Source organism: Streptomyces odontomachi (genome assembly GCF_024435355.1).
Lineage (GTDB): Bacteria > Actinomycetota > Actinomycetes > Streptomycetales > Streptomycetaceae > Streptomyces > Streptomyces odontomachi.
Genome location: NZ_JAMJWG010000014.1, coordinates 273,865 through 299,308 on the forward strand (window position 1 = coordinate 273,865; position 25,444 = coordinate 299,308).

21 protein-coding genes and 2 tRNA genes are annotated in these 25,444 nt (G+C 71.7%); 16 read left to right on the plus strand and 7 right to left on the minus strand.

Annotation, left to right across the window (positions count from 1 at the left end):
• Positions 1-443 precede the first annotated feature (443 nt).
• The gene (locus NQO67_RS27250) at positions 444-1,265 is read left to right on the plus strand and encodes an aminotransferase class IV (RefSeq protein ID WP_255952910.1); all 822 of its coding nucleotides are present in this window, start codon (positions 444-446) and stop codon (positions 1,263-1,265) included.
• A 60-nt stretch (positions 1,266-1,325) separates the two neighbouring features.
• Complete coding sequence (locus tag NQO67_RS27255) at positions 1,326-2,147, plus strand: GNAT family N-acetyltransferase (RefSeq protein ID WP_255952911.1); 822 nt, start codon at positions 1,326-1,328, stop codon at positions 2,145-2,147.
• Positions 2,148-2,277: 130 nt separating this feature from the next.
• Here NQO67_RS27255 and NQO67_RS27260 read toward each other — a convergent pair whose 3' ends face one another.
• Positions 2,278-2,799: a DsbA family protein gene (locus tag NQO67_RS27260; protein WP_255952912.1), complete on the minus strand. Its 522-nt coding sequence runs from the start codon at positions 2,797-2,799 to the stop codon at positions 2,278-2,280.
• 278 nt (positions 2,800-3,077) lie between these two features.
• Here NQO67_RS27260 and NQO67_RS27265 point away from each other — a divergent pair, with 278 nt between their 5' ends.
• Positions 3,078-3,533, plus strand: coding sequence for a hypothetical protein (locus NQO67_RS27265; protein WP_255952913.1), 456 nt, complete (start codon positions 3,078-3,080; stop codon positions 3,531-3,533).
• Positions 3,534-3,852: 319 nt separating this feature from the next.
• Positions 3,853-4,008, plus strand: coding sequence for a hypothetical protein (locus tag NQO67_RS27270; RefSeq protein WP_255952914.1), 156 nt, complete (start codon positions 3,853-3,855; stop codon positions 4,006-4,008).
• A 191-nt stretch (positions 4,009-4,199) separates the two neighbouring features.
• Here the strand turns inward: NQO67_RS27270 and NQO67_RS27275 are convergent, their stop codons facing one another.
• Together NQO67_RS27275 and NQO67_RS27280 are read right to left on the minus strand one after the other, a co-directional pair.
• Positions 4,200-4,814, minus strand: coding sequence for a CGNR zinc finger domain-containing protein (locus tag NQO67_RS27275; protein WP_255952915.1), 615 nt, complete (start codon positions 4,812-4,814; stop codon positions 4,200-4,202).
• Between the two features lie 298 nt (positions 4,815-5,112).
• Positions 5,113-5,526: an SsgA family sporulation/cell division regulator gene (locus NQO67_RS27280; RefSeq protein ID WP_003959770.1), complete on the minus strand. Its 414-nt coding sequence runs from the start codon at positions 5,524-5,526 to the stop codon at positions 5,113-5,115.
• A gap of 190 nt (positions 5,527-5,716) precedes the next feature.
• Between NQO67_RS27280 and NQO67_RS27285 the strand changes: the two genes are divergently transcribed.
• Both NQO67_RS27285 and NQO67_RS27290 read left to right on the plus strand, forming a co-directional pair.
• Positions 5,717-6,151: a TIGR02611 family protein gene (locus tag NQO67_RS27285; protein ID WP_255952916.1), complete on the plus strand. Its 435-nt coding sequence runs from the start codon at positions 5,717-5,719 to the stop codon at positions 6,149-6,151.
• 91 nt (positions 6,152-6,242) lie between these two features.
• A tRNA-Val gene (locus tag NQO67_RS27290) sits at positions 6,243-6,314 on the plus strand.
• A 591-nt stretch (positions 6,315-6,905) separates the two neighbouring features.
• Here the strand turns inward: NQO67_RS27290 and NQO67_RS27295 are convergent.
• Positions 6,906-9,578: an SCO7613 C-terminal domain-containing membrane protein gene (locus NQO67_RS27295; protein WP_255952917.1), complete on the minus strand. Its 2,673-nt coding sequence runs from the start codon at positions 9,576-9,578 to the stop codon at positions 6,906-6,908.
• 140 nt (positions 9,579-9,718) lie between these two features.
• Here NQO67_RS27295 and NQO67_RS27300 point away from each other — a divergent pair, with 140 nt between their 5' ends.
• Positions 9,719-10,171, plus strand: a complete 453-nt coding sequence (locus NQO67_RS27300) for an SRPBCC family protein (protein WP_255952918.1) — start codon at positions 9,719-9,721, stop codon at positions 10,169-10,171.
• 39 nt (positions 10,172-10,210) lie between these two features.
• Positions 10,211-10,282: transfer RNA gene (locus tag NQO67_RS27305), tRNA-Val, on the plus strand.
• Positions 10,283-10,526: 244 nt separating this feature from the next.
• On the opposite strand, the gene NQO67_RS27310 is transcribed toward NQO67_RS27305, so the two are convergent.
• Positions 10,527-11,252 carry an exonuclease domain-containing protein gene (locus NQO67_RS27310; RefSeq protein ID WP_255952919.1) on the minus strand — a complete coding sequence of 242 codons (726 nt, stop codon included), beginning with the start codon at positions 11,250-11,252 and terminating at the stop codon, positions 10,527-10,529.
• Positions 11,253-11,437: 185 nt separating this feature from the next.
• On the opposite strand from NQO67_RS27310, the gene NQO67_RS27315 reads away from it, so the two are divergent.
• From NQO67_RS27315 to NQO67_RS27330, 4 genes are all read left to right on the plus strand, one after another.
• Positions 11,438-12,028 carry a DUF4365 domain-containing protein gene (locus tag NQO67_RS27315; protein ID WP_255952920.1) on the plus strand — a complete coding sequence of 197 codons (591 nt, stop codon included), beginning with the start codon at positions 11,438-11,440 and terminating at the stop codon, positions 12,026-12,028.
• Positions 12,025-13,344, plus strand: coding sequence for a serine/threonine-protein kinase (locus tag NQO67_RS27320; protein ID WP_255952921.1), 1,320 nt, complete (start codon positions 12,025-12,027; stop codon positions 13,342-13,344). The genes NQO67_RS27315 and NQO67_RS27320 overlap by 4 nt, the downstream gene beginning before the upstream one ends.
• 749 nt (positions 13,345-14,093) lie before the next feature.
• Positions 14,094-16,079 carry a threonine--tRNA ligase gene (gene thrS / locus NQO67_RS27325; RefSeq protein ID WP_255952922.1) on the plus strand — a complete coding sequence of 662 codons (1,986 nt, stop codon included), beginning with the start codon at positions 14,094-14,096 and terminating at the stop codon, positions 16,077-16,079.
• A 185-nt stretch (positions 16,080-16,264) separates the two neighbouring features.
• Positions 16,265-16,870, plus strand: coding sequence for an HIT family protein (locus tag NQO67_RS27330; protein ID WP_255952923.1), 606 nt, complete (start codon positions 16,265-16,267; stop codon positions 16,868-16,870).
• Between the two features lie 428 nt (positions 16,871-17,298).
• Here NQO67_RS27330 and NQO67_RS27335 read toward each other — a convergent pair whose 3' ends face one another.
• Positions 17,299-18,966, minus strand: coding sequence for an AbeC-like domain-containing protein (locus tag NQO67_RS27335; RefSeq protein WP_255952924.1), 1,668 nt, complete (start codon positions 18,964-18,966; stop codon positions 17,299-17,301).
• A 395-nt stretch (positions 18,967-19,361) separates the two neighbouring features.
• Positions 19,362-21,590: an elongation factor G-like protein EF-G2 gene (locus NQO67_RS27340; RefSeq protein WP_255952925.1), complete on the minus strand. Its 2,229-nt coding sequence runs from the start codon at positions 21,588-21,590 to the stop codon at positions 19,362-19,364.
• Between the two features lie 253 nt (positions 21,591-21,843).
• Between NQO67_RS27340 and pgsA the strand changes: the two genes are divergently transcribed.
• The 4 genes from pgsA to NQO67_RS27360 form a co-directional block, all read left to right on the plus strand.
• Entirely contained in the window at positions 21,844-22,509 is a 666-nt protein-coding gene (gene pgsA / locus NQO67_RS27345; protein WP_255952926.1) for a phosphatidylinositol phosphate synthase, read from the plus strand.
• Positions 22,506-23,624 (plus strand): phosphatidylinositol mannoside acyltransferase, encoded by a 1,119-nt coding sequence (locus NQO67_RS27350; RefSeq protein ID WP_255952927.1) that lies wholly within the window; start codon positions 22,506-22,508, stop codon positions 23,622-23,624. The genes pgsA and NQO67_RS27350 overlap by 4 nt, the downstream gene beginning before the upstream one ends.
• Positions 23,621-24,820: a glycosyltransferase family 4 protein gene (locus tag NQO67_RS27355; protein WP_255952928.1), complete on the plus strand. Its 1,200-nt coding sequence runs from the start codon at positions 23,621-23,623 to the stop codon at positions 24,818-24,820. Before NQO67_RS27350 ends, NQO67_RS27355 begins: the two co-directional genes overlap by 4 nt.
• 76 nt (positions 24,821-24,896) lie before the next feature.
• The coding region (locus NQO67_RS27360; RefSeq protein ID WP_255952954.1) for a LemA family protein at positions 24,897-25,444 on the plus strand (548 nt) is incomplete at its 3' end.

Here is a 25,444-nt window from a genome sequence, read left to right on the forward strand (position 1 = left end):
GCGCGTTCAGGGCCGTTCCACCGCCCGTTACCGGACTCGCGACCGGGCGTCGTCCTCGCCTCGGAGTCGCCCGACCGGACGGCTTCGCGGCGCGGGCGCCCCAGGGCCGGTGGCGGTCGGCAGAGGGCCCACGCGGTCCCTCTTGTGCGTCTCTCCTGTGCGTCTCTCCTGTGCGGATGTGGCTACGGTCCGTACGCGTCCGCAGGGGGTCATCGCGCCTGTGTACGGTCGATGTGGTCCAGGGGACGCAAGCCGGCACGCTCACTGACCGCGGAAGTGCAGAGCTCTGGGCGGACCTCTGGGCGGACGAGGGCGGGGGAGCGGCTGGAGCGGCCGAGGACTGCCCCTGTGCCAGCAGTGGCAGGGGAGGGGTGGACGGCGGGACAGTGGAACCGGTGGCGTGCGACCGCAGGCGGGCACGCCCTGAGGGAAGGGACCTTTCCGTGAAGATCTGGCTCGATGGCGCGCTCCGGGACGCCGAGTCCGCCCGTATCTCCGTGTTCGATCATGGGCTGGTCGTCGGTGACGGCGTCTTCGAGACGGTGAAGTCCGTCGACGGTCGGCCGTTCGCCCTGACCCGTCACATCGACCGGCTGGTCCGCTCGGCACGCGGCCTCGGACTGCCCGAGCCGGACCGGGACGAGGTGCGGCGTGCCTGCCTGGCCGTCGTGGCGGCCAACCCGGCACCGCTGGGGCTGCTGCGGATCACCCTCACCGGAGGCCCGTCGCCGCTCGGCTCGGCGCGCGGGGACCAGGGCACCACCCTCGTCGTGGCGGCGTCGCCCGTCACCCGGCGCCCTGACTCCACCGCGGTGATCACCGTGCCCTGGACCCGTAACGAGCGGGGCGCCCTGACCGGCCTGAAGACCACCTCGTACGGGGAGAACGTCAGGGCCCTCGCGCGCGCCCACGAACAGGACGCCACCGAGGCGGTGTTCGCCAACACGGTCAGCCGCCTGTGCGAAGGCACCGGCACCAACGTGTTCGTGGTCCTCGACGGGGAGATCCACACCCCGCCGCTGTCCTCCGGATGTCTCGCCGGCATCACCCGCGCGCTGACCATCGACTGGACCGGCGCGCGGGAGACGGACCTGCCGATGGACGTGCTGGAGCGGGCCGACGAGATCTTCCTGACGTCCTCGTTGCGGGACATCCAGGCCGTGCACCGGGTCGACGGCCGGACGCTGCCCGGTGCGCCCGGGCCGGTCACCGCGAAGGCGATGCGGGTCTTCGAGGAGCGGGCGGCGGGCGACCTCGACCCGTGAGCCCGGCGGCGTGTCGAAACCCGGATGACGTGAGGGGTGCATCGGGGTAGAACTCCTGTGATGACCACCACCCTGCGGCCCAGCGAGCCGCTTCAGCGCTCTGAAGACGGCGGCTCGTCGCGCCGTTACGAGGTGTGTGTGAACGGGCGCCCCGTGGGCGCGGTGCACCTTGCCACCCACCGTGACTTCGGCCCGTCCGTGGCCGTCGTGGAGGAGTTGCACATCGAGCCGGCCGACCGCGGGCGGGGGCGTGGCGCGGTCGCGGCGCTCGCCGCGGAGGAGGTGGCCCGGGCGTGGGGCTGCACCCGGCTCCAGGCTCCGGTGCCGGCCGGCTCGGACCACGCGCTCCGGCTCGCCACGGCGCTCGGCTACGTCGAACGCAGCCGTGCCATGGACAAGTTGATCGGCGCACTTGTGCCCCTGCCGCAGGGCAGTGCGAGCAGGCCCATGACGCAGGCGGAATTCGAGTCCTGGCGCGCGGTCGGCAGGGAGGACTACGCGCGCAGCTGGATCGAGAGCGGTGTCCCGGCCGCCGAGGCGTACACCAAGGCGGACCGCGACTACGCCCGCAGCCTGCCCCAGGGGCGCACCACCAAGGACCATGTCCTGCATGTCCTGGAGCACGATGACGTGGCGGTGGGCACCCTGTGGCTGGGGCTGCGCAAGGCGGACGCCTGGGTGATGAGCGTGGACGTGGCCGAGGAGCACCGCAGCAAAGGGCATGGCCGCACGCTCATGCACCTGGCGGAGCGCAACGCCGAGGAAGCCGGTCGGGACCGCATCGGCCTGCATGTGTTCAGTCGCAACACCACGGCCCTGCGCCTGTACGCGTCGCTGGACTACCGGCCGATCATCCACCACATGTCCAAGACGCTCGTTTAGGGGCGGTTCAGGGGCGGCTGCGGGTGCGGGTGCGGGTCATGCGTTCAGGCACCTGGAGCCGGGCGCTCGCGCGGGTTTCCGGGACGAGGCCGATGGGTGTGCTGCCGGGGTCCGGGCGTGCTGCCGGGGTTCAAGCGTCGCGGAGCAGCCCGTCCGCGATCTCCTCGATGCGGGTCCGCAGACCGTCCTGGCTCTTGCCGCCGTCCAGCCGCTGTCCGCCGATCACGTAGGTGGGGGTGCCGGTCACGCCGATGGCCTGGCCCTCCGCCTGGTCGGCGTCGACGGCCAGGATGTGCCGGCCGTCGACCAGGGCGGTGTCGAGCTCCTCCGCGTCGAGCCCGAGCCCGCGCGCCACCTCCACGAGGAAGGGCTCGCCCTTGCGGTCCAACTCCGCGACCCGGCCGAGCACCGCCTCGACGTACGGCCAGCCCTGCCCCTGGGCCATGGCCTCCTCGGCGGCCTGTGCGGCGGCGAAGGCGTGCTTGTGCTTCGGCAGGGGGAAGTGCCGTAGCCGCAGCTCGAGACGGTCCCCGTAGCGCTCGCGCAGCGCGTGCAGGTCGTCGAGGGCGCTGCGGCAGTCCGGGCACTGGAGCTCACACCAGACGTCCAGGACGGGACGGTCGGTGGAAGGGGAGGTCGCGGAGTCGTTCATGGGCCCAGTCTTCCAGTTTCCGCGGCCGCGGCCGGCCGCCCGTGCCACCCCGCGCTTCCTCGGCGAGGACGGCGGAGCCACACCGGGGGCTGGTCCCAAGGAGGAGCCGCGACCCCGAGATGTCCCTGAGGTCCGCCCGGGCCGTGGCCTGGACGGTGCCGTCCGGTGCAGGATGGAAGTAAACCCGAGGGAGGTCCGCGGAGGCTTCCCGGAGGATCTTCAAGGGAAGACGGCGGGGAAGAACGGCGCCTTTCCTGCGTGCATGCCTGGAGGACCGGATGATTGCCGAGACCGTCTGTTCCGCCGTGTCCGCGGCAGGCCTGGGCATCGCCGCGGTCACCGCCTATCGCAAGCGCTTCCTCGCGGCCGCGCGGATCGCCGCCTACGCCCTGGTGCCCGTCGGCCTGGTCATGACCGGCGCCGTCAAGTGGGCGGTCAACACGGCGTTCAGCCCGGTCGCCTGGGCGGGCTTCGGCGTCCTCGGTGTGGCCTGGCTGCTGTTCATGACCACGCGCACCGTCGAGCGTCGCCGGGGCGGCACCCGCAAGGAACGCCGGGCGGCCGCCGCGACGGCACAGCGCGAGGCCGTCGCGCCCACCTCCTCCGCGCCCTCGCTGGACCCGTCCGCACGCCGTCCCGGCCGCTCCCAGGCGCAGCCCACCCGGGGCGGCTCCACGGGCGGTGGCGAGGACTTCAGCGATATCGAGGCCATTCTGAAAAAGCACGGCATCTGAAGCACCGCACCTGAAGCGCGGCACCCGAAGCGCGGCATCTGAAGCGCGGCATCTGCGGACGGCGACAGCGGCAGACGGCGACCGTGGCACGCCCGACGGCAGCTGAGCCGCCGAGGGCTTCCAGCGTCGTCGCCTCCAGAGCGTCACGCTCCGTGAACTTGCGTGCGAGGATGGTGCGGCTTGCGGCACCCGTTGCGGATACGCGTCAGCACGCTCCGTCAGCAAGATCAATCACACGTCACGGAATCCGGCGAACTACTGCGCATTTCGGTCGTGTTGATCGCCAACGGGTCCGGGCCTGCGTCATCATCGCGGCGAGATGTTCGACACCACCACACAAAGCGACACTGCCCCGGTCACCGAGGAACGGCGCGGCTGTCTTTTCGCCCTTTCCCAGCCACCATTGATGATCTTCCTGGCGGTGATCGGCTGCCTCTTGCTGATGGCGTCGCTGCACGACCTGTTACTGCTGTGACCCCACCCGCCGGAGCGTCCCCGAGACGCCTGCCGGACCCCTCGACCCCTTGGCGCCGAGCCTGAGCCCTGCGCCCCCGTCACGTCCCCGCCCGGCCGGCACCAGCGCCCGTGCCGGGCACTCACCACGATCCCAGCCCACCCGACTCGGTCCGGCCGTCCACCTCGGCACGTCAACGTGGGCGGCGGTCCTCATCCCTCCGACGGGACCTGGTCGCCGCGCGCCGAACCGGTCGGCGTCGCGCCGGTCACCGCCGTGGCCTCCTTGCGGCGGGCACGGTAGGCAGCGACGTGCAGACGGTTGCCGCAGGTGCGGCTGTCGCAGTACCGGCGCGAACGGTTCCGGGACAGATCCACGAAGGCGTGCCGGCAGTCGGGCGCCTCGCAGCGGCGCAGCCGCTCGCGCTCGCCGGTGACCACGAAGAACGCCAGCGCCATCCCGCCGTCGGCGGCCAGGTGGTCGGCGACGGAGGCGCCTGGTGCGAAGTAGTGCACATGCCAACCGAAGTCGTCATGGTCGGTGAGCTGGGGCGTGGTGCCCGCGGCGGCCACCAGTTCGTTGATCAGCGCGGCGGCGGACGACGCGTCGGGCGCAGCGAAGACCTCGGTGAAACCGGTCCGCAGGGCGCGCACCGCCGCCAGATCGTCCTCCGACAGCCGGCTCACGTCGCTGAGGTTGTGCTGGCGCACGAAGCCCCCCAGCGCCGCCACATCCGGGAGACCCTCGGCCGCGCTCACCTCGGGTGCGGAGTTCACCAGGTCGACCACGGCGTCGAGGGCGCACCGGGTGTCGTGGGTGATCAGCACGATTTGCTCCCTGGCGTCGAGACCGGGTCTGAACCCGCCGATGCGTGCCGATGCTAGCGGCCCGCGGGTGGTGGTGGGCCGGCGGCGCTCAAAGACTGCCGTGGGCGCGGGAGCGGCGCATGGACTCTGCCGTGTGGACGCGTCAACGGCGCCGTCCCGTGAGGTGCGGGACGGCGCCGATGTGTGCCGTATGCGGTTGCTGTGTCGCTGATCGTGGCAGATCGTGTCAGATCGGATGCGGGGGCGCCGTCTCCCCGAGTCGGACGGCGCCAGGTGGTGGTCTCTCGCTCCCTGCGGCCTAGCTTTCCGCCAGGATGTGCGAGAGCTCCGTATCGAGGTCGAAGTGGCGGTGCTCGGTGCCCGGTGGCACCGCGGCGTCCGTCCGCTTCAGGAAGGACTCCAGGGCCCGCGCCGGGGCCTCGAGCAGCGCTTCCCCCTCGGGAGAGCTCAGGGCGATGCAGACGACGCCCTGGCCGTGGCTGCGGGACGGCCAGACACGGACGTCGCCCGTGCCGGTGGGCCTGTGCAGGCCCTCCGCGAGGAGGTCGCGGGCGAACACCCACTCGACGGTCTCCTCGGCTCCGGTGTGGAAGGTGGCGTGCACGGCATACGGATCGGCCGTGTCATACCGCAGTCCTGCGGGAACAGGCAGTGAGGACTCGCTCGACACAACGAGGCGCAGGTGCAGCTCGCAGCTGACCGTGGTGTTCATAAGCGCCAAGGCCTTTCGCTCAGTGTGCGCTCGGGGATTCGCACGTCGGCGAAATCGACATGCCACCTACGGTGCCGTTGTAAACCCCCTTGAGGGTTTTGGGTGTCTTTAGGTAGCTCGGACGGCGGAGTTTTGTTTACCGGTGGCGTCCATTCCGGTGACTGGATTCCGTCGGGTAGAGTTTGGTCGTATGAATACGGGGAGTGACGGATTCGGGGGCGGCGGTGCCACCGTCTCGGAAGAGCCGCGGGATCGGGGCCTCGGCTCGAAGGCGCCGGAGTTCATCAAATCCAGCCCGGCCCTGCACCGCGGCTGGCAGGTGGGCGTCTTCCTCGTCGGGCTCGCCGTGGTGGGACTCGGCGTGCTCCTGCTGCCCCTGCCCGGCCCCGGCTGGCTGGTGATCTTCGCCGGCCTGGCGATCTGGGCCACCGAGTTCGTCTGGGCGCAGCTGGTGCTCCGCTGGACCAAACGCAAGGTCGCCGAGGCGGCCCAGCGCGCCCTCGATCCCCGGGTCCGCCGGCGGAACCTCATCCTGACCAGCATCGGCGTGGCCATCGTGATCGTTCTCATCATCGGCTACCTGTGGAGGTTCGGCTGGCAGCCGCCCTGGCGCATCCAGCGCTGACGCCGCCGCGGCGCGCGAGCCGTCCCCGATCCCGCCGCGGCCCGCTGGTCACGAGCAGCCGCTGACATGGGGTAATGTTCTCCATGCACCCGGGCGATTAGCTCAGTGGGAGAGCGCTTCGTTCACACCGAAGAGGCCACTGGTTCGAACCCAGTATCGCCCATGCGGGAGTTGGGAGTGCGTGTCCGCAGAAAGCGCGGGCATGCACTCCCTTCTTTTTTTGCGCGGCTTCGCCGCGCTGGGCGGGGGCTTCGCCACCCGCACCCCCTGTGGGGGCTTTGCCCCCTCACCCCCCTGGCGTGGGCGCCGTTGGATTGGAGTGCCGGCCTGCGGGGTCTCTGGATTGGTGTGTCCCGGCCTGTGCGGTTGACTGGCGATGACCTTTGGCGACGAGGAGTGACGGGCGTGCGATGGGAACCGGTTATGTGTGTGGCGTTGGGGTGACACTCGTCCGGGGGGAAGTGTTCCGCTTTTTGGTGTATAGCGGCGGGGGCCGTTCGGGCTACGTAATCTGACGGCACTACGGCGGGCGAGGGTGAGCGGAGGGTAATCCGTGCGCGGCGTGGCGTGCTGTGATTTCGCCGCGCAGCGCATTTAGTTTCTGTGCGGCACATTCTGGGCGCCTTTGCCACCCGACGCGAACCGTTCACCGGACACCGGTCGCGGTGATTAACAGTGCATTGTCGCGGAATTCTCCCCACCGCCCCGAACGGGCGGTCCCGTGCCCTGCGGCACACCCGGGAGCAGGGCGCCTCTAGCGCATCCTGCCCAGGGCCTCGCGCGCCCGGCGCACATCCTTGAGTCGTCGCTCGTACGTGGCGCCCACGGCGAGCAGCCCCAGGCCGATCAGGGCCGGCGGCAACCACCGGGGCAGGGCACCTGCCACCTGCACCACGAACGGGGCGAGTTCGTGCACGGCGTCCACCGCCAGCACGGCGGCACCCAGGACCAGCGGGGCCTGAAGACGCAGCCGGGCACCTGCCAGCGTCAGCAGCAGCGCCGCCCCACCGAGCAGCAGCGGCCGGACCCAGTCCGGATCCGCCCACGCGGCGACCAGGCTCGGCAGCAGCGTCACGCCCAGCCCGGGACCGTAGGCGGCCCATGAGGAAGCCGTCGCGTCGCGCCGTCGACGCACCGCGCCCACCCACAAGGCCGGCACCGTCACCGGCAGCGAGTACGCCTCGGGCCAGTTCACCTTCCACAGCGCCAGCCGCACCAGCGTCGCCAGCACGAACAGCACCGTCGCCAGGGCTCCCGCCGTGCGGCGCCGCTCCTCCCGCACCGCCGTACCGGCCGCGATCACCCCGCCGAGCGCCAGCACCAGCGCCAACGTCGGCCCGTCCCCCAGCGCCAGGGCGAGGGCGACAAGACCGGCGGCCAGCCCGCCGCACTCGATGGGGACCGTGAGCACATGCCGGCCCAGACCCGCGGCCAGCAGTGCCGCGGCCGTCGGGACCACCAGCACGAGCAGCGCCGTGTGGTGCGCAGGCAGCTCCAGGGCAGCGCCCGCCGCGACGACCAGGGCGGTGGCGTACGCCATGGCGGCACCCGCCGCCGACGGGTCCCCGTACCACGCGGCCCGGCGCCCCGGCACCATGCAGACCGCCGCGAACAGCAGGGTCAACACGGACAGGACGACCAGCGTGGCCGGCGTCGAAGCAAGCGCGAGACACGCCACGCTGACCGACGCCAGCAAGGCGAGCAGCGCCGCCGTGCGCACCACGGACAGCTCCGCCGCGAGCGGGACCCGGTCACCGCCTCCGCCGCTGACCAGCACACCGCTGACCACCGCGAGCATGGCCGCGGTCACCAGCAGCGGAATCACCAGCGCCACGTGATAGGGCAGCGCGAAGGCGAACGGCAGGGACAGCACGGCGCCCCAGGCGAGCCCCAGCGCCGAGCAGGCCGCTGTGGACAACGGGACGCCGAGGCTCCGCGGCGCGCGCGCCACCCCCGCAAGACCCACGGCGGCCACGGCCAGCACCAGCGTGGCCACCGCCGGATGCGGGACCAGCCAGGTGGCGACCGAGGCGGAGGAATCCGGAGTCATGGCGATGCGCGCGTCAGCCGGCGCCCCGGCCCAGACATCGGCCACCAGATGCACCGGGCCCAGCAGCGCGGCGACCGCCACCGGAAGCGCCCACAGCACGCACAGGCCCTGCACGGCCACCCCGGCCCGGGTGAGCCCGCGCCGCACCGGCTCCGCCACACCCGCTCCGTAGGCCCGCACGACCACCGGCAACGCCACCGAACACGCCAGATAGCCCGGCACCGTCCATGCGTCCGGCAGGAGGGCCCGCAGCTGGCCGCCGACCGCCGCGACCACCAGCACACCGCCGGCCAGTGCGGCAGCAGAGGACAGCTCGGGGCGCGGCAGGCGCACGGCGGTGGACAGGACGAGCACGGCACCGAGCGCCAACAGCGCGCCGGCGCGCAGCGCGTCGTACGGTGCCGCGGCCTGCCAGGAGAGCCAGGCCGCGAGCACCAGCGCGCAACCGCCCGCGGCGCACGCGGCGACGGCCGCCACGAGCCGTACCAGCCGCTCCCGCTCCCGGCGAGGCGACGGCGGCATTCCGCGGCGTAGCGCCAGCGCGACGTCACCCCCCGCAGTCACCAACAACACCGCCGTGACCGTACGGACCCCCGCGCCCGCCGCATCGGCCCAGCACAGCAACGGCAGTTGGGCCGCGGCCACCGCTGCGGCCGGCGGCAGCCGCAGCACCCGGAAACCGGACCCGTACCCCGCCCAGCCCGCGGCCAGTACCGCCGCCGCCCCCGCCGTCCAACCGACGCCGTCCACGTCGGCGAACGCGGCCTCGTGCAGGGCGTAGGCGTCGAGCACCGTCAACGCCAGGCCGAGCCCCGCCACCGCCTCCGCAGTCGAACGCAGCCCCCGGCCCAGCAACGGTGCCGCAGCGCCCAGCGCCGCCGCCGTCACCGCGCCGAGCACCACGGAACGCCCCACGATGCCCAGCCGTCCCCAGCTGACCACGGTGAACGCGATCGCCGCGATGACCAGCAGCACGCCGCCGAGCACCAACAACACGTTCTGCACCTTCGGCGGCGACGCGTCAGGGCGTCCCGCACGACCGCCGGGCGCGAACGCCGGGGGAGGGGCGAGCACGGTGGGCGGCACGGCAGGAGGCGGGAACAGCCCCGGATGCGTGTACGCGGCGGTCGGCGGGTTCGCAGCGGTACTCGCCGGCACGGTCGGCACCGTGGCCGCCTGACCCGGCGGCCACACCTGCGCTCCTGCCGCCGGACCCGGGGGTGTCACGGGGCCGTGGCCGGCGGGCCGGGCTGCCCCGCCCAGGACGTGGACCAGCCACGCCCGGCGGGCCAGCAACACGGCCCTGCGCGACTCCAACTGCTGCAACTCGTGGTCGACGATCCGCAGTTCCTCGGCCGGTGGCGGGATGTGTGCCATGCCCGTGGAGCATGCTGACCTTCGGCGAAGCCGGCATGAGTACGCGTACTCACGCCGTACTCAGATCCGTGCCGGACTCGGCCCGGACACCGCTGCCGAATCCGTACCCGCCCCTGCCCGGCGCCCGGCACACTGGGTCCATGGACTGGTGCCACTTCCGCTTCCGCAGCGTATGGGATCTACCGGTACCGGCCGCGAGCGCGTACGCCGTGCTGGAACGCGCCGAGGAATACCCCCGCTGGTGGCGCCAGGTCCGCGACGTGACCCCCCTCGACGACCGCACCGTCATCGCCCGCTTCCGCTCAGTCCTCCCCTACGACCTCGTCGTCACCGCCCGCGAGAGACGGCGCGAACCGGAAACCGGGATCCTGGAGATCGGCATGAGCGGAGACCTCGACGGATGGGCACGCTGGACCGTGCGGGCCACACCGCACGGCGCCGGCACCTGCGCCCTGTACGAGCAGGAAGTCGACGTGACCAAACCCCTCATGCGCCGCCTCGCGATGCCAGGCCGCTCCGCGTTCCTGCTCAACCACGCGCTCATGATGCGCAGCGGGCGGCGCGGGCTGCTGACCCACCTGGAAGCGGTTTGAATCAACCGTGCCCGGAGCTGTATTGTTCACTGCGTTCCCGGGCGATTAGCTCAGTGGGAGAGCGCTTCGTTCACACCGAAGAGGCCACTGGTTCGAACCCAGTATCGCCCATGCGGGAGTTGGGAGTGCGTGTCCGCAGAAAGCGCGGACATGCACTCCCTTCCTTTTTTGCGCGGCTTCGCCGCGCTGGGCGGGGGCTTCGCCACCCGCACCCCCCATTCGTGGGTGAGGTGGGCCGGGGGCTATGCGTGGGTTCGGATGGTTCGAGCGTTATGCGTGGGCAGGGGGGCGGGCAGGGGGCCGTTGCAGGCGTCGGGTCTGCGGCTGATGTCTTTGGCCGATGCCTTTCTCGGCGTCATGCGGCTGTGCGGAGGACGGGGCGCAGGGGCCAGGAGGTGTCGACGACCTCGGGGGAGCCGCTGTGGGCGAACCATGCTTGTAGACCACGGGCCTGGGCCGCATGCCACAACGTCTGGAGGGTGTGCAGCTCCGCAGGCGACAGGCGCTCAAGGCGGGCCGTGAAACGGGCACCCACCGCCCGTACCACCGCCATCGCGGCGAGCGCGTCAGCGGCCGCGTCATGCGCCTCCGACAGCTCCACCTCGTACTGCGCGCACAGATCCACGAGCGTGCGGCGGCCCTTGCGGTAGCGGTCCAGATGCTTGTCCAGCACCCGAGGATCGAGCACGCACAGCGGCGCGTCACCCATGTACCGGCTCAGCGACGCCGCGCGATGGCGGCGCAGCTCCCGGTCGAGCAACGTCAAGTCGAACGGTGCGTTCATCACCACCAAGGGGCGGTCAGCGGCGCTGTGCGCGGCCAGCTCCTTGGCTATCTCGTCCATCACCGGCGCGGGCCAACGCCCGTACCGTTCAAGATGATTCTGAGTCAGGCCGTGCACCGCCGTGGCCGCTTCCGGGACCGGCACCCCCGGGTTCACCAACCAGCGCGTCACCCGTGGTCTGCTGCTCGGCGCGTCCTGCACCACCACCGCCGCCGACACGATCCGATCGGTCTCGACGTCCACGCCCGTGGTCTCCGTGTCAAAGGCGACCAGCGGCCCCTCGTACCAGCACGTCATACTCCCCAACTCCTCCCTCACCCCGGGCAGTTGACGTGCCATCCCCTGCCCCGTTTTGGTGATACCCGGGCTGTTTGCGCACTACGCCGTTTGCGGCCGACTGTGCGCGGAGACAACACAGATGCGAAAGCCGGGCAGTTCAGGGCCCGGCGCGGGGATTCGACGGTGCGAAAGGCCAGTGGCTCATGACGCTCGCGGAGCCCGAGCAGGGCGGCCTGGCCGCTGCCGGCGGGCGACCATCCGAGGTCGGCACGCCGGCGCCGCTCCGCGGCAGCCTCGCCACCACGGCCTGCATGGAGACCCTGCAAGTCGGCTATCTGCACGCGGTCGCAGCGGCCGCGGGCTGCTCGCTGTCCCAGCCCTTCCCCGACAACGGCATCGACTGGCACGTCAGCCACAGCGCTCCCGGACACACAGTCGACGACGAGGTCACCATCAAGGTGCAGCTGAAGTGCACCTACCAGATACCGCCTGCGCCACCCGGGCCCGCCTTCTCGTTCACCCTCGACAACGACCACCTGGCGAAGCTCGCCCGCACCCCGGTCTCCGTCCACAAGATCCTCGTGGTGATGCTCGTGCCGCGCTCCCAGGACGACTGGCTGCGCGCCGGCCACGACCGGCTCGACCTGCGGCACTGCTGCTACTGGACCAACCTCGCCGGACACCCGGTCACCGGCCGGCGCAGGACCACCGTGCGCGTACCGACCTCGCACATCTTCGACGACCGCGCGCTCTGCGGGATCATGACGCGGGTCGGGACGGGAGGCAGACCATGACGTTCCGGTCCGCGGACGAACCCCGGCGCACCGTGCCCCCGGCGCGCCCCGCGGCGACGCCACCCATCGGCCTGGCCGCACCGGGGCGGCCGCACCCGGACGAGGCCGACGGGTCCTGGCCGAGCCCCCCGCGGGCCGACCGCGTCGACCCCGCCGTCCTCAGCGCGCTGCTCGACCGGCACGGCTGGCAGCGGCGCGGCGGCCCGCCCGGCCGATACGGCCGCTGGACCCCACCCGGCCCGACCACGACCAACGGCCGCGGCGCCGTGAGTCTGCTGGTGCCCGAGAACCGCGCCTACCCCGACAGCGCCGACCTGCTCGACGAGGCCCTCACCGCGCTGGTCCGGATCGGCACCCCGGCGGCCCGAGAAGTGCTGGTGGCGCTCGCCGTGCCGAGCGATGAGATCCGGTGGTGGCGCGATGTGCCCGCAGGGCCGGGAGACACGTCCCACCCCTTCAGGGCGATGGGGGGCGGGGCCGCCGGCTGGCGGGCCGAGGAGAAGCTGCGGTCCGCCGCACGCCGGATGCTGCTCGCCGGGGCGCTCGCGACCCGCGCCCGCGCCGGATACTACGGTGCCCGACACCGCGGTCCGGCCGCCGCCCTACTCCGTGAGGTCCTCGTCGGCACCGCCGCGGCCGGCCGGCAACTGACCGGTTTCGTACCCGTCGGCACCGCCCGGCCGCTCGCCATCCGCCTGCACCAGGCCCTCTTCGCCGCCCGGGAGGCCGTCGACTACCAGCGCGCGACCGGCGGCATGGACGCCTTCGACGGTGCCGTGGCCGCGGGCGTCAGCCACGAGCTGACCGAGTCGCTCATCGCCCTGGTGCGCGGCACCCAGAGCGCCCGGGTCGCCGTCACCTGGTCACCCGCCGCCGGGACGCCTGACGGGTGTGCGGCCGCCACGGAACCCGTCGAGTTCTCCCCGGGAGACCTGCCCGCGCTCCGCGAGGCCAGCGCGCGCTACCAGCGCACGGAACCCGCCGTACCCGTCAAGATCACCGGATCCGTTGTGCGGATGCGCAGATCGGGGCCGTGCGGCGAGGGAACCGTGCGGCTGCGCGTGCTTGCCGGCGCCGACGTGGCACAGGTCCGGCTCACCCTCGATGAGGAGGCGTACCGCATCGCGGGCCACGCCCACCTGGTGGGCCTGCCGATCCAGGTGCAGGGCAGCCTCCAGAGCCGGGGCGGGTTCCGCAGGCTCACCGGTGCGTGCGAGGTCGCCCCCGTCGAGGTTGACGAGGGCGAACGGGATCGGCTGCTGAAGTCGCTCCAGGAGAATCTGGACTTCTTCGAGGAGGCGTGCGGCGGGGAGTGAACGGGCGCACGCCCGTGTACCCGCCGGCTGGGCGCCGGCCCCGGCTCCCTCGCGGCAGGCGACCCGCGACGACCCCTGCCCCTGCCCCTGCCAGGGCGAGCCCTCTCCGGGCTGCCTCCTCGCGGGGCAGTCCCCCGGGTGGGGTGGTTGCGGCAGGTTCGGCCCCACCGGCTGGCGCCGGGTTGGGTGCGCAGTTCCCCGCGCCCCTTGTTTGGCGGCCCTTGCGGGCCGGTCCGGTGGGTGGGGTCGTTGTGGTGGGGTGCGGGGGTGCTGGTCGGTGGTGGGTTGGGTGCGCAGTTCCCCGCGCCCCTTTGGGGCATCGGTGACCGGGGTCCCACCCGTGCCAGCGCCCGTTTTGAAGGGGCGCGGGGGACTGCGCGGCTTGCCCCGGCGAGGCGGTCACGTGGGTGCCGGGTTGAGGGGGCTTGGTTGGTGGGTTGGGGGTGTTGGTTCGAGGGGCGTCCGGTGCCGGGTAAGGGGCGCGGGGAACTGCACGGCCTGCCCCGGCGAGGCGGTCACGTGGGTGCCGGGTTGAGGGGGCTCGGCCGGTGGGTTCGGGCCTTGGCCCGAGGGGGCCGCGCGCCGCGACGCCGCCAGCGTGGTGGGAGGGGACGCCCCACGCGCCACCCCGCCCATCCGGACTCGGCGGCACACCGTTTAGCGGTTGTGCCGCCCCGCTCGGTACGATCGGTCCCCACGGCGTACGCAACCGCACGCGCGCCGTTTCCACCTTCAGGCAGGAGAGACCGGTGTCCGATGTCCGTGTGATCATCCAACGCGATTCCGAGCGGGAAGAGCGCGTGGTGACGACGGGCACTACGGCCGCCGACCTCTTCACCGGCGAACGCAGCGTCGTCGCGGCCCGCGTCGGCGGCGAGCTGAAGGACCTCGCCTACGCGGTCCAGGACGGCGAGCAGGTCGAGCCCGTCGAGATCACCTCCCAGGACGGGCTGAACATCCTGCGGCACTCCACCGCGCACGTCATGGCGCAGGCCGTGCAGGAGATCTTCCCCGAGGCCAAGCTCGGCATCGGCCCGCCCATCCGGGACGGCTTCTACTACGACTTCGACGTGGCGGAGCCGTTCACCCCCGAGGACCTCAAGCGCATCGAGAAGAAGATGCAGGAGATCCAGAAGCGCGGCCAGCGGTTCTCCCGTCGGGTCACCACCGACGAGGACGCCCGCGAGGAGCTGGCCGACGAGCCGTACAAGCTGGAGCTCATCGGTCTGAAGGGCCCTGGCGCGGCGGACGCCGCCGAGGGTGCGGACGCCGAGGTCGGCGCCGGCGAGCTGACCATCTACGACAACCTCGACGCCAAGACCGGCGAGCTGTGCTGGAAGGACCTGTGCCGTGGCCCGCACCTGCCCAGCACCCGCCTGATCCCGGCGTTCCGGCTGATGCGGTCCGCCGCCGCCTACTGGCGCGGCAGCGAGAAGAACCCGCAGCTCCAGCGGATCTACGGCACCGCCTGGCCGTCCAAGGACGAGCTGAAGGCCTACCTCGACCTGCTCGCCGAGGCCGAGAAGCGCGACCACCGCAAGCTCGGCGCCGAACTCGACCTGTTCTCCTTCCCCGACCAGCTCGGCCCCGGCCTCGCCGTGTTCCACCCCAAGGGCGGCGTCGTCCGCAAGGAGATGGAGCAGTACTCGCGCAAGCGCCACGAGGAAGCGGGCTACGAGTTCGTCAACACGCCGCACCTGTCCAAGGAGCAGCTGTTCGAGACCTCCGGGCACCTGCCGAACTACTCGGACGGCATGTTCCCGCCGATCCAGTTCGACGAGCAGAACTACCGCCTCAAGGCGATGAACTGCCCGATGCACAACCTCATCTTCGACGCCCGCGGCCGCTCCTACCGTGAGCTGCCGCTGCGACTCTTCGAGTTCGGCACGGTCTACCGCTACGAGAAGTCCGGCGTCGTGCACGGCCTGACCCGTTCCCGCGGCTTCACCCAGGACGACTCGCACATCTACTGCACCAAGGAGCAGATGGCGGACGAGCTGGACGCCCTGCTCACCTTCGTCCTCGACCTGCTGCGGGACTACGGCCTGACCGAGTTCGAGCTGGAGCTGTCCACCCGCGACCCGGAGTCCAGCAAGTTCATCGGCTCCGAAGCGGAATGGGAGGAGGCCACCGAGGCGCTGCGGCAGGCCGCCGAGAAGCAGGGACTGCCGCTGGTCCCCGACCCGGGCGGTGCGGCCTTCTACGGCCCGAAGATCTCCGTTCAGGCCCGCGACGCCATCGGCCGGTCCTGGCAGATGTCGACGATCCAGGTCGACTTCCAGCAGCCGGCACGCTTCCACCTCGAGTACACCGCGGCCGACGGCTCCAAGCAGCAGCCCGTCATGATCCACCGGGCGCTGTTCGGCAGCATCGAGCGGTTCTTCGCGGTGCTCCTGGAGCACTACGCGGGCGCGTTCCCGGCATGGCTCGCGCCGGTGCAGGCCGTGGGCATCCCGGTGGGGGACACGCACGTGCCCTACCTGGAGGAGTTCGCCAAGGCCGCGCGGGCCAAGGGACTGCGGGTCGAGGTGGACTCGTCCTCGGACCGGATGCAGAAGAAGATCCGCAACGCCCAGAAGCAGAAGGTCCCGTTCATGATCATCGTCGGCGACGACGACATGAACGCGGGCACGGTGTCCTTCCGCTACCGCGACGGCTCGCAGGAGAACGGCATTCCGCGCGACGAGGCGATCGCCAAGATGGTCGACGTGGTCGAGCGCCGCGTCCAGGTGTAGCGTCCAGGTGTAGTCCGCGCCACTCCCCGCACGGGCGGTGGCGGGTCACCGAGGGCGGTCCACGGCGGTGTGCTGCGTGCGCGGCTCCCCACACCCCCACCAGGGGCGTCCCGGCCATGCCGGTGGCCTCTCGCCGGGGGTGGGGGAACCTCCCCTCACCCCTCGTGCGCCGCTCAGCGACGCATATGCTGGCTCGCATGACGAGTGAGCCGGAGCAGCAGATCGGGGTGGGGACGCCGGACGCGTTCCAGCGCCTGTGGACACCCCATCGCATGGCCTACATCCAGGGCGAGAACAAGCCGACCGGCCCGGGCGCGGGGGACGGCTGCCCGTTCTGCTCCATTCCGGGAAAGTCGGACGAGGATGGCTTGATCATCAAGCGCGGCACGTACGTCTACGCCGTTCTCAACCTCTACCCGTACAACGGGGGCCACCTGATGGTCGTGCCCTTCCGGCATGTCGCCGACTACACGGAACTCACCTCTGACGAGACCGCGGAACTCGCCGAGCTCACCAAGCAGGCGATGACCGCCCTCCGGGTCGCCTCGGGGGCGCACGGCTTCAACATCGGCATGAACCAGGGCACCGTGGCCGGCGCCGGCATCGCCGCCCATCTCCACCAGCACGTCGTGCCCCGGTGGGGCGGCGATACGAACTTCATGCCCGTGGTGTCCCACACGAAGGTGCTGCCGCAGCTGCTCGCCGACACCCGTACGATGCTCGCCCACGCCTGGCCCGCGGACACCGACCAGGCGGTGGGCCAGGGCCGCGCGGACGAGGATCCGGCGTGAGCATCCTGGCTCGCAAGGCGTGACGGCGGCTCGCACGGTATGACGGTGGCTCGCAGGTGTGACGGTGGCCCGCGGGCCTGACGGGGGTCTGTTGCTGTAGGGCTGATTCACGCCATCGCGCCATCACGCCATCGCGCTTACCTGCGGCGGTCATGTTGATCTGCGGCTGTCATGTTGATCCGTGGCCGCCGCGTCGGCTCGCTCGCGCCTCGAACAATCCGGGCTCGCGCTCTGCCGGGCTCGGGGGAGTGGTGCCCGGAGGCGTTGCGCGAGGGGCGGGACTCGGGTGGACGGGCGTACGGATGCCCTGGACGGTCCGGACTCAGGCTGAGCCCGGACCCAAGGCCGACCCGCGCCACGGACACCGCAACCGTGCACGGTGCCGGACGCCAGGACCGCGGCCGGCCGGCTTGTCGCCGGGCTGGACCCTAGGCGTCGTACACATCCGCCTTCCCCGGCGACGGGTCCTGGATCTGGAGGCTGAGCGCGCCGGAGCGGCTGCCGAACTTGTCCGTGTCGACGCCGTGATCGTCCAGGACCTTGATCGCCGCATTGTGGACCACACGCAGGACGGGGGTGGCGGTGCGCAGCGCGTCGTCGGCCATGAAGCGGTGCCGCCACGGCTTGTCGGCCCAGGCGTGCCGCAGACCGAAGGGCTCGGGCAGCGACAGGCTGCCGCCCAGGAAGTCCAGCAGCGGCGGGTAGTACGTGAACGGGGCCCGCACGGCCAGCCTGACCACCTCGTCCGGCTTGACGATCGGCAGGGTTATCTTCTTGGTCTCCCAGAACCTGATGGGCTTCGCGATCGTCTTCGTCTCCGGCGACGGCCCGCTGGTGAACAGCGAGTGCACCGGCCCCAGCGCATGGCCGGTGACCTCGATGCGGAGCGTCTCGTGCAGCACCGTCACCGTGATCAGCATGGTGATCACCAACTGGCCGTCCCAGAGGGTGAACTGCACACCCAGATAGTGCCGATCGCCGCTGCTGAACTGCTGCTCGTTGCAGATGCGCTGCACTTCGTGCGGCTTGATCTGGAACGCCTCGACGTCGGAGCCGCTCGGCCGGGAGACACCGCCCGCGTTCTCCCCGATGGGGGTGACGATCCAGTGCTTTATCGACGGGGTCGGGAAGCCACCGGTGTGCAGCGGGCCGCGCGTCAGCAGGCCCAACTGGTCGTGGATGGCGCGTATCACGTCCCAGCTGCGGAACGGGTGGATCTCCGTACCGGGATCGCGGGGCACCAGCTCCTCGGCGAGCTGCCAGCTGCCCCACCGGGTGCCCATGCCGAGGATGCCCTTGGGGCCCGCGTAGAAGACCGTGTTCGACTGCTGCTCGGCGCTCAGCCTGGCCAGGCTCTGGCGTAGCTGCTCGGCGGCCGTCTCATTGGGGTGGGTGGGCACCGCCTCCGGAATCTTGGGACCGACGCCGCCTCCGGAGAGCAGGCCGGACCACCGGTCGCGGAGATCCTGCGCGGTGCGCTCGCAGATGCGCCTGGCCCAGTACCAGCCGACGACGGGCGCCACGATGGACAGGCGTCCGTACCACCCCCAGAAACCATTGAACGGGAGCTTGAGCAGGAAGATCGCGGCCAGCACGCCGAAGGCCAGCAGCAGCGCCGTGGCCAGCAGGGACGAGCGCCGGTCGCTGCTCTTGTCGATCATCCGGCGGACCTGGAACACCAGCAGCCAGGCCACCAGGCCGGGGAGGAAGATCAGGCCGCACAGCGCCATCACGGCGCTGAGCCAGCTGTCGCGGTGCCGGCGGATGCGGTTGGCAGCGAGGCAGTGCTCGACGACTACCTGCGGCTCGGTGCCGAAGGACTGGATGAGCGGACTGCGCCCGCCGCCCAGCATCCGCACCTGGACGGCCCGCGAGAAGGCCTCCCCGAGATTGGGCTTGAACAGGGCGAGCTTGCCCGGATTGACCTTGGACTTGTGCCAGTCGCTGTTGGCGTCGAGGATCTTTTCGACGTCACTGTCGCGGTAAGCCGCGGACGCCAGGGCGTGGGTGGCCACGGTCTGGCCGGGTGCACCGGCAAGCGGTACCTGCGCTCCCGGCCTGAAATCGAATACGTCGTTCGCCACTCCCGCCCCCATCGCCGCCCGGTCCGTACTCTTGCGGGCTTTTCCCGACTTCCCTGCCCTGCACACCTGTTGGCCGGGTCATCGGCTTGATCAGGTCATCAGCGTATCGGGGACGGGCGATCTCCGGGCGAGCCTGTGGAAAACCTTCCGCCGCTCACCCGCGCACAGCTTCGTCCTCGCGGGCCCACCTGCGCCCGCCACCTGCTTGCGCCGGCGCCCAGCCAGCGCACGTCCGGCCGACGGAGGTGAGCCGGGCGCGCGTCGGGAAACCACCAGGCACTCACGCCCCACACCCCACGATCGGGACACCGTCAGCAGCCGGGCAGGCCTCGCACGACCGGGTGAAGGTCACTCGGACGAGTGAAAGCCGCCCGGCCACGGGGGGAGTCGGCCGGGCGGCCGGCGGGTCACGCCGCCTGGACGGCCTTGTCCCGGATGCGCTCCGCGACCTGCGGCGGCATCGGTTCATGCCGGACGTACTCGCGGCTGAACCGCGCCGTGCCGTGTGACAGCGAGCGCAGATCGATCGCGTACCGGCTGATCTCGATCTCGGGGACCTCGGCGCGGATCAGGGTGCGACCGCCCGCTGCCTGCTCGGTGCCGACGACCCGACCGCGGCGACCCGACAGATCGCTCATCACCGCGCCCACGTAGGCGTCGCTCACCAGCACCCGTACCTCGGCGACCGGCTCCAGCAGATGGATCCGGGCGTCCGCTGCGGCCTCCCGCAGCGCGAGTGCGCCCGCCGTCTGGAACGCGGCGTCGGAGGAGTCCACCGAGTGCGCCTTGCCGTCGAGCAGCGTGACCCGCACGTCCACCAGCGGACTGCCGGTCGCGACACCCTTCGCCGCCTGGGCGCGGATGCCCTTCTCCACGGACGGGATGAACTGCCGCGGCACCGCACCGCCGACCACCTTGTCCACGAACTCGATGCCCCTGCCGCCGGGCAACGGATCCACCTCGATCTCGCAGATCGCGAACTGCCCGTGACCGCCCGACTGCTTCACATGCCGGCCACGCCCCGCCGACCTGGCCGCGAAGGTCTCCCGAAGGGCCACCTTGTGCGGCACCAGGTCGACCTGGACGCCGTAGCGGTTGCGCAGTCGCTCCAGGGCCACGTCCGCGTGCGCCTCGCCCAGGCACCACAGCACGAGCTGGTGGGTGTCCTGGTTCTGCTCCAGACGCATCGTCGGATCCTCGGCCACCAGCCGGGCCAGGCCCTGGGAGAGCTTGTCGTCGTCGGCCTTGCTGTGCGCCTCGATGGCCAGCGGCAGCAGGGGATCGGGCATGTCCCACGGCTCCATCAGCAGCGGGGAGTCCTTGGCCGAGAGGGTGTCACCGGTCTCGGCGTGCGCCAGCTTCGCCACACACGCCAGGTCGCCCGCGACGCACTCGGCCAGCGGCCGTTGCTGCTTTCCGAACGGCGCCGTCAAGGCACCCATGCGCTCGTCGGCCTCGTGCAGGGAGCCGTTGCCCGAACCGTTGCCGAGGGCCCGGTCGGCCAGGTCGTGCCCGGAGACGTGCACCGTCTCGTCGGGCCGCAGCGTGCCGGAGAAGACCCGCACCAGCGACAGGCGTCCCACATAGGGATCGGACGCGGTCTTGACCACCTCGGCGATCAGCGGACCGTCCGGATCGCAGACCGGCGTGGGACGCGACACACCCTGCGGTGTGGTCACCGCCGGTACCGGATGCTCCAGTGGTGTCGGGAAGCCGCCCGTGATCAGCTCCAGCAGTTCGACGGTGCCGAGCCCGGTGGTGGACCCCTCGGAGGCCGGAGCAGCGGCCAGCACCGGGTGGAACACGCCCCGCGCCACCGCCTTCTCCAGGTCCGTCACCAGCGTCGTGACGTCGATCTCGGCGCCGTCCAGATAGCGGTCCATGAGGGTCTCGTCCTCGCTCTCCGAGATGATCCCCTCGATGAGCCGGTTACGTGCCTCGTCGATCTGCGGCAGCAGTGCCGCGTCGGGCTCGCGCTCCTCGCGTGCACCGTTCGCATAGTCGTACACACGCTGTGTCAGCAGGCCGATCAGGCCGGTCACGGGTAGGTGCCCGTCCGCTGCCGGAGCGCCGGACAGCGGTAGGTACAGGGGCAGGACGGCGTCGGGGTCGTCGGCACCGAAGGCCTCGGCGCACGCCCGAGCCATCTCCTCGAAGTCGGCGCGCGCGGCCTCCAGGTGCGTGATCACGATGGCCCGCGGCATGCCGACCGCCGCACACTCCTCCCACACGGCACGCGGCCCGCCGGCGATCCCCTCGACCCCTTCAGCGGCCGAGACAACGAAAAGGGCCGCGTCCGCTGCCCGCAGACCGGCCCTGAGTTCCCCTACGAAATCCGCGTAACCGGGTGTGTCGAGGAGATTTATCTTGCAGCCGCCCCATTCGAGCGGCACGAGAGAGAGTTGTACCGAGCGATGCTGCCGGTGCTCGATCTCGTCGTAGTCGGAGAGCGCCGTGCCGTCCTCGACGCGGCCCGCGCGGTTCACTGCCCCTGTCGTCAGTGCGAGGGCTTCCACCAGGGTGGTCTTGCCCGCTCCACTGTGGCCGACCAGCACCACGTTCCGTACGGACGTGGGGTGGCCGGCCGTCGCCGCCCTGCCGGCGGCCCCGGAATGGGTGTTCGCCTTGTCGCCCATGCTGTTCCTCCCGGTTGTCGGCTCGGTGAGGTCCTGCCTGGCGCGGTCGCACTGGGGGCCCGCGTTGGGTGGCGGCTCCTGCGGCGCCCGCGGTTGTCCTTCGAGCTTTTCACTCCCTTCCGGGTGCGTCCATACGTCGTACCGCATCCCGACGGCCTCGGGTGCCCGTCCGTCGCCCCTCGGCGGGCGTGGCTACGATGGGCCATCCGGCGGCCAGCAGGGGCCGCCCGGCCTACGGACCCTCGGGAAAACCATGCTGAACAAGTACGCGCGTGCGTTCTTCACGCGTGTCCTCACCCCGTTCGCCGCCTTCCTCATCCGTCGCGGCGTCAGCCCCGACACGGTCACGCTGCTGGGCACGGCCGGTGTGGTGGCGGGCGCACTGGTCTTCTTTCCGCGGGGGGAGTTCTTCTGGGGCACGGTCGTCATCACGCTGTTCGTCTTCTCGGACCTCGTCGACGGAAACATGGCCCGACAGCTGGGCCGCTCCAGCCGGTGGGGCGCCTTCCTCGACTCGACCCTCGACCGGGTCGCCGACGGCGCCATCTTCAGCGGGTTCGCGCTGTGGTACGCGGGCCGCGGCGACAACGACATGATGTGCGCCGTCACCCTGTTCTGCCTGGCCAGTGGCCAGGTGGTGTCCTACACCAAGGCACGCGGCGAGTCGATCGGGCTGCCGGTCGCGGTGAACGGTCTGGTGGAGCGCGCGGAGCGTTTGGTGATCACCCTGGTCCTGGCCGGGCTGGCAGGCATGCACACGTTCGGTGTCCCGGGCATTCAGATCCTGCTGCCGATCGGCCTGTGGGTGGTCGCCGTCGGCAGCCTGATCACCCTCATCCAGCGGGTGGTCACCGTCCGCAGGGAGGCCGCCGAGGCGGACGCCGCCACTGCGGCGCAGAGCAGCGGGGCCCCTTCATGAGCGAACCGGACAGCACCAACGGCACCGTGGAACCGCGCCCCGCCCACGACACGGCCGGCGCGGACGGCCCGGCGAAGGCCGGCGTGCGGGGCGCAGGAGCCACCGCGACCACCGCCACCACCGGCCAGGCCCTGCGGAGCCTGCCGCGGCGTGCCGAGGAACACCTGGTCGACGCCCTCTACGGAGTCGGCTGGGGCACCGTCAAGCGGCTCCCCGAGCCCGTCGCCGTACGGCTCGGCCGCACGATCGCCGATGCCGCCTGGAAGAAGCGTGGCGCGGGCGTGCGGCGGCTGGAGAGCAATCTGGCGCGGGTGCGGCCCGAAGCCGGTCCCGCCGAGCTCAGCGAGCTCACCAGAGCGGGTATGCGCTCCTACATGCGGTACTGGATGGAGTCCTTCCGGCTGCCCGTGTGGAGCGCGGAGCGGATCAAACACGGTTTCGACCCGAAGGACGTCCACTACCTCACGGACGGGCTGGCCTCGGACCGCGGCGTCATCCTGGCCCTGCCCCACCAGGGCAACTGGGACCTGGCCGGCGCCTGGGTCACCACCAAGCTCGAAACGCCCTTCACCACCGTCATGGAACGGCTCAAGCCGGAGACCCTCTACGACCGGTTCGTCGCCTACCGCGCGAGCCTCGGCATGGAAGTGCTCCCGCACACCGGCGGCGCCGCCTTCGGCACCCTGGCACGCCGGTTGCGCGCCGGCGGGCTGGTCTGCCTGGTCGCCGACCGCGACCTGTCGGCCTCCGGGATCGAGGTGAGCTTCTTCGGGGAGCGCGCCCGCATGCCGGCCGGCCCCGCGCTGCTCGCGCAGCAGACCGGCGCCCTGCTGCTGCCGGTCAGCCTCTGGTACGACGAGACGGCCGTCATGCAGGGCCGGCTGCATCCGCCCGTCGAGGTCCCCAAGACGGGAAACCGGCTGGAGAAGGCCGCCGTCATGACACAGGCGCTCGCCGACGCGTACGCCGCGGGCATCGCCGAGCACCCGGAGGACTGGCACATGCTGCAACGCCTCTGGATCGCCGATCTCGACCCGGCCAAGCGACCCGCCGCCGACCGCGACGGGCAGTCCGCACGCGCCGGCGCCGCCGGGCAGGACGGGGAGTCACCGTGAAGATCGGCATCGTCTGCCCGTACTCCTGGGACGTCCCCGGCGGGGTGCAGTTCCACATCCGCGACCTGGCCGACCACCTGATCGGCGCGGGTCACCAGGTCTCCGTGCTCGCGCCAGCCGACGAAGACACCCCCCTGCCGCCGTACGTGGTCTCCGCGGGCCGCGCCGTGCCCGTCCCGTACAACGGCTCGGTGGCCCGGCTCAACTTCGGCTTCCTGTCGGCCGCGCGGGTGCGCCGCTGGTTGCACGACGGAGCCTTCGACGTCATCCATATCCACGAGCCCAGCTCCCCCTCGCTGGGCCTGCTGACCTGCTGGGCTGCCCAGGGGCCGATGGTGGCCACCTTCCACACGTCCAACCCGCGCTCCAAGGCCATGATCGCCGCGTATGCGCTGCTCCAGCACGCCCTGGAGAAGATCAGTGCTCGTATCGCGGTCAGCGAGTACGCCCGGCGCACCCTCGTCGAACATCTCGGCGGGGACGCCGTCGTCATCCCCAACGGCGTCGACGTCGACTTCTTCGCGCGTGCGGAGCCGCGCCCCGAATGGCAGTCGCGCCAGACCGGGAAGGCCGACGGGGCACCACCGGGGGGCACGATCGGCTTCATCGGGCGCATCGACGAGCCGCGCAAGGGCCTGCCCGTGCTGATGAAGGCCCTCCCCAAGATCCTGGCCGCCCGGCCCGGCACCCGCCTCCTGGTGGCCGGCCGCGGCGACGAGCAGGAGGCCGTCGAGAACCTGCCCGCCGAGATGCGCGGCAACGTCGAGTTCCTCGGCATGGTCAGCGACGAGGACAAGGCACGCCTGCTGCGCAGCGTCGACCTCTACGTCGCGCCCAACACCGGAGGCGAGAGCTTCGGCATCATCCTGGTGGAGGCGATGTCCGCCGGGGCACCCGTGCTCGCCTCCGATCTCGACGCGTTCGCCCAGGTACTGGACCACGGTGCGGCAGGCGAGCTGTTCGCCAACGAGGACGCGGACGCACTGGCCGAGGCAGCGGTGCGGCTGCTCGGCGACGAGGCACGCCGCGCGGAGCTGTGCAAGCGCGGCAGCGCGCACGTCAGGCGCTTCGACTGGTCCGTGGTGGGCGCGGACATCCTCGCCGTCTACGAGACCGTCACGGACGGCGCGGCTTCGGTGGCCGAGGACGAGCGCGCCACCGGGCTGCGTGCACGGTTCGGACTCGCCAGGGACTGAGGGCCACACCACGGCCTGAGGCGCGCGCCCGGGACACCGCGGCCTCGTCCGGGCCCCGGCAGGGCGCCCCGGTAGCCTGCCGCCCGTGACCACACTGATCTGGATCGCGGTTGTCCTGGTGGCCGTGGGCCTCTACCTGAGCTGGACGGCAGGGCGGCTCGACCGGCTGCACGCCCGGATCGACGCCACCCGCGCCGCCCTCGACGCGCAGCTGCTGCGCCGCGCCTCCGTCGCCCAGGAACTCGCCACGGCAGGCGTGCTCGACCCGGCCGCCTCCATCGTGCTCTATGAGGCGGCGCATGCGGCCCGGCAGGCGGAGGAGGAACAGCGTGAGGTCGCCGAGAGCGACCTGAGCCAGGCGCTCCGTGCGGTCTTCTCGGACAGCGAGCAGGTCGAGGGGGTCCGTGCGGCACCCGGCGGCGAAGCTGCCGCCCAGGAACTGGCGCAGGCGGTCCGGCGCGTGCCCATGGCACGGCGCTTCCACAACGACGCCGTGGGCGCCGCGCGGGCGTTGCGGCGGCACCGCAAGGTGCGGTGGTTCCGACTGGCCGGGCACGCGCCGTTCCCCATGGGCTTCGAGATGGACGACGAGCCCCCGGCGGCGCTGGTGGACCGGCAGCTGAC

Coding starts and splice junctions, on each gene's coding strand:
- NQO67_RS27255 (WP_255952911.1), top strand. CDS start 1,326: ATGACCACCACCCTGCGGCCCAGCGAGCCGCTTCAGCGCTCTGAAGAC.
- NQO67_RS27315 (WP_255952920.1), top strand. CDS start 11,438: ATGACGCTCGCGGAGCCCGAGCAGGGCGGCCTGGCCGCTGCCGGCGGG.
- NQO67_RS27265 (WP_255952913.1), top strand. CDS start 3,078: ATGATTGCCGAGACCGTCTGTTCCGCCGTGTCCGCGGCAGGCCTGGGC.
- NQO67_RS27270 (WP_255952914.1), top strand. CDS start 3,853: ATGTTCGACACCACCACACAAAGCGACACTGCCCCGGTCACCGAGGAA.
- NQO67_RS27320 (WP_255952921.1), top strand. CDS start 12,025: ATGACGTTCCGGTCCGCGGACGAACCCCGGCGCACCGTGCCCCCGGCG.
- NQO67_RS27310 (WP_255952919.1), bottom strand. CDS start 11,252: ATGACGTGCTGGTACGAGGGGCCGCTGGTCGCCTTTGACACGGAGACC.
- pgsA (WP_255952926.1), top strand. CDS start 21,844: ATGCTGAACAAGTACGCGCGTGCGTTCTTCACGCGTGTCCTCACCCCG.
- NQO67_RS27300 (WP_255952918.1), top strand. CDS start 9,719: ATGGACTGGTGCCACTTCCGCTTCCGCAGCGTATGGGATCTACCGGTA.
- NQO67_RS27340 (WP_255952925.1), bottom strand. CDS start 21,590: ATGGGCGACAAGGCGAACACCCATTCCGGGGCCGCCGGCAGGGCGGCG.
- NQO67_RS27335 (WP_255952924.1), bottom strand. CDS start 18,966: ATGGGGGCGGGAGTGGCGAACGACGTATTCGATTTCAGGCCGGGAGCG.
- NQO67_RS27350 (WP_255952927.1), top strand. CDS start 22,506: ATGAGCGAACCGGACAGCACCAACGGCACCGTGGAACCGCGCCCCGCC.
- NQO67_RS27260 (WP_255952912.1), bottom strand. CDS start 2,799: ATGAACGACTCCGCGACCTCCCCTTCCACCGACCGTCCCGTCCTGGAC.
- NQO67_RS27295 (WP_255952917.1), bottom strand. CDS start 9,578: ATGGCACACATCCCGCCACCGGCCGAGGAACTGCGGATCGTCGACCAC.
- NQO67_RS27280 (WP_003959770.1), bottom strand. CDS start 5,526: ATGAACACCACGGTCAGCTGCGAGCTGCACCTGCGCCTCGTTGTGTCG.
- NQO67_RS27330 (WP_255952923.1), top strand. CDS start 16,265: ATGCTGGCTCGCATGACGAGTGAGCCGGAGCAGCAGATCGGGGTGGGG.
- NQO67_RS27285 (WP_255952916.1), top strand. CDS start 5,717: ATGAATACGGGGAGTGACGGATTCGGGGGCGGCGGTGCCACCGTCTCG.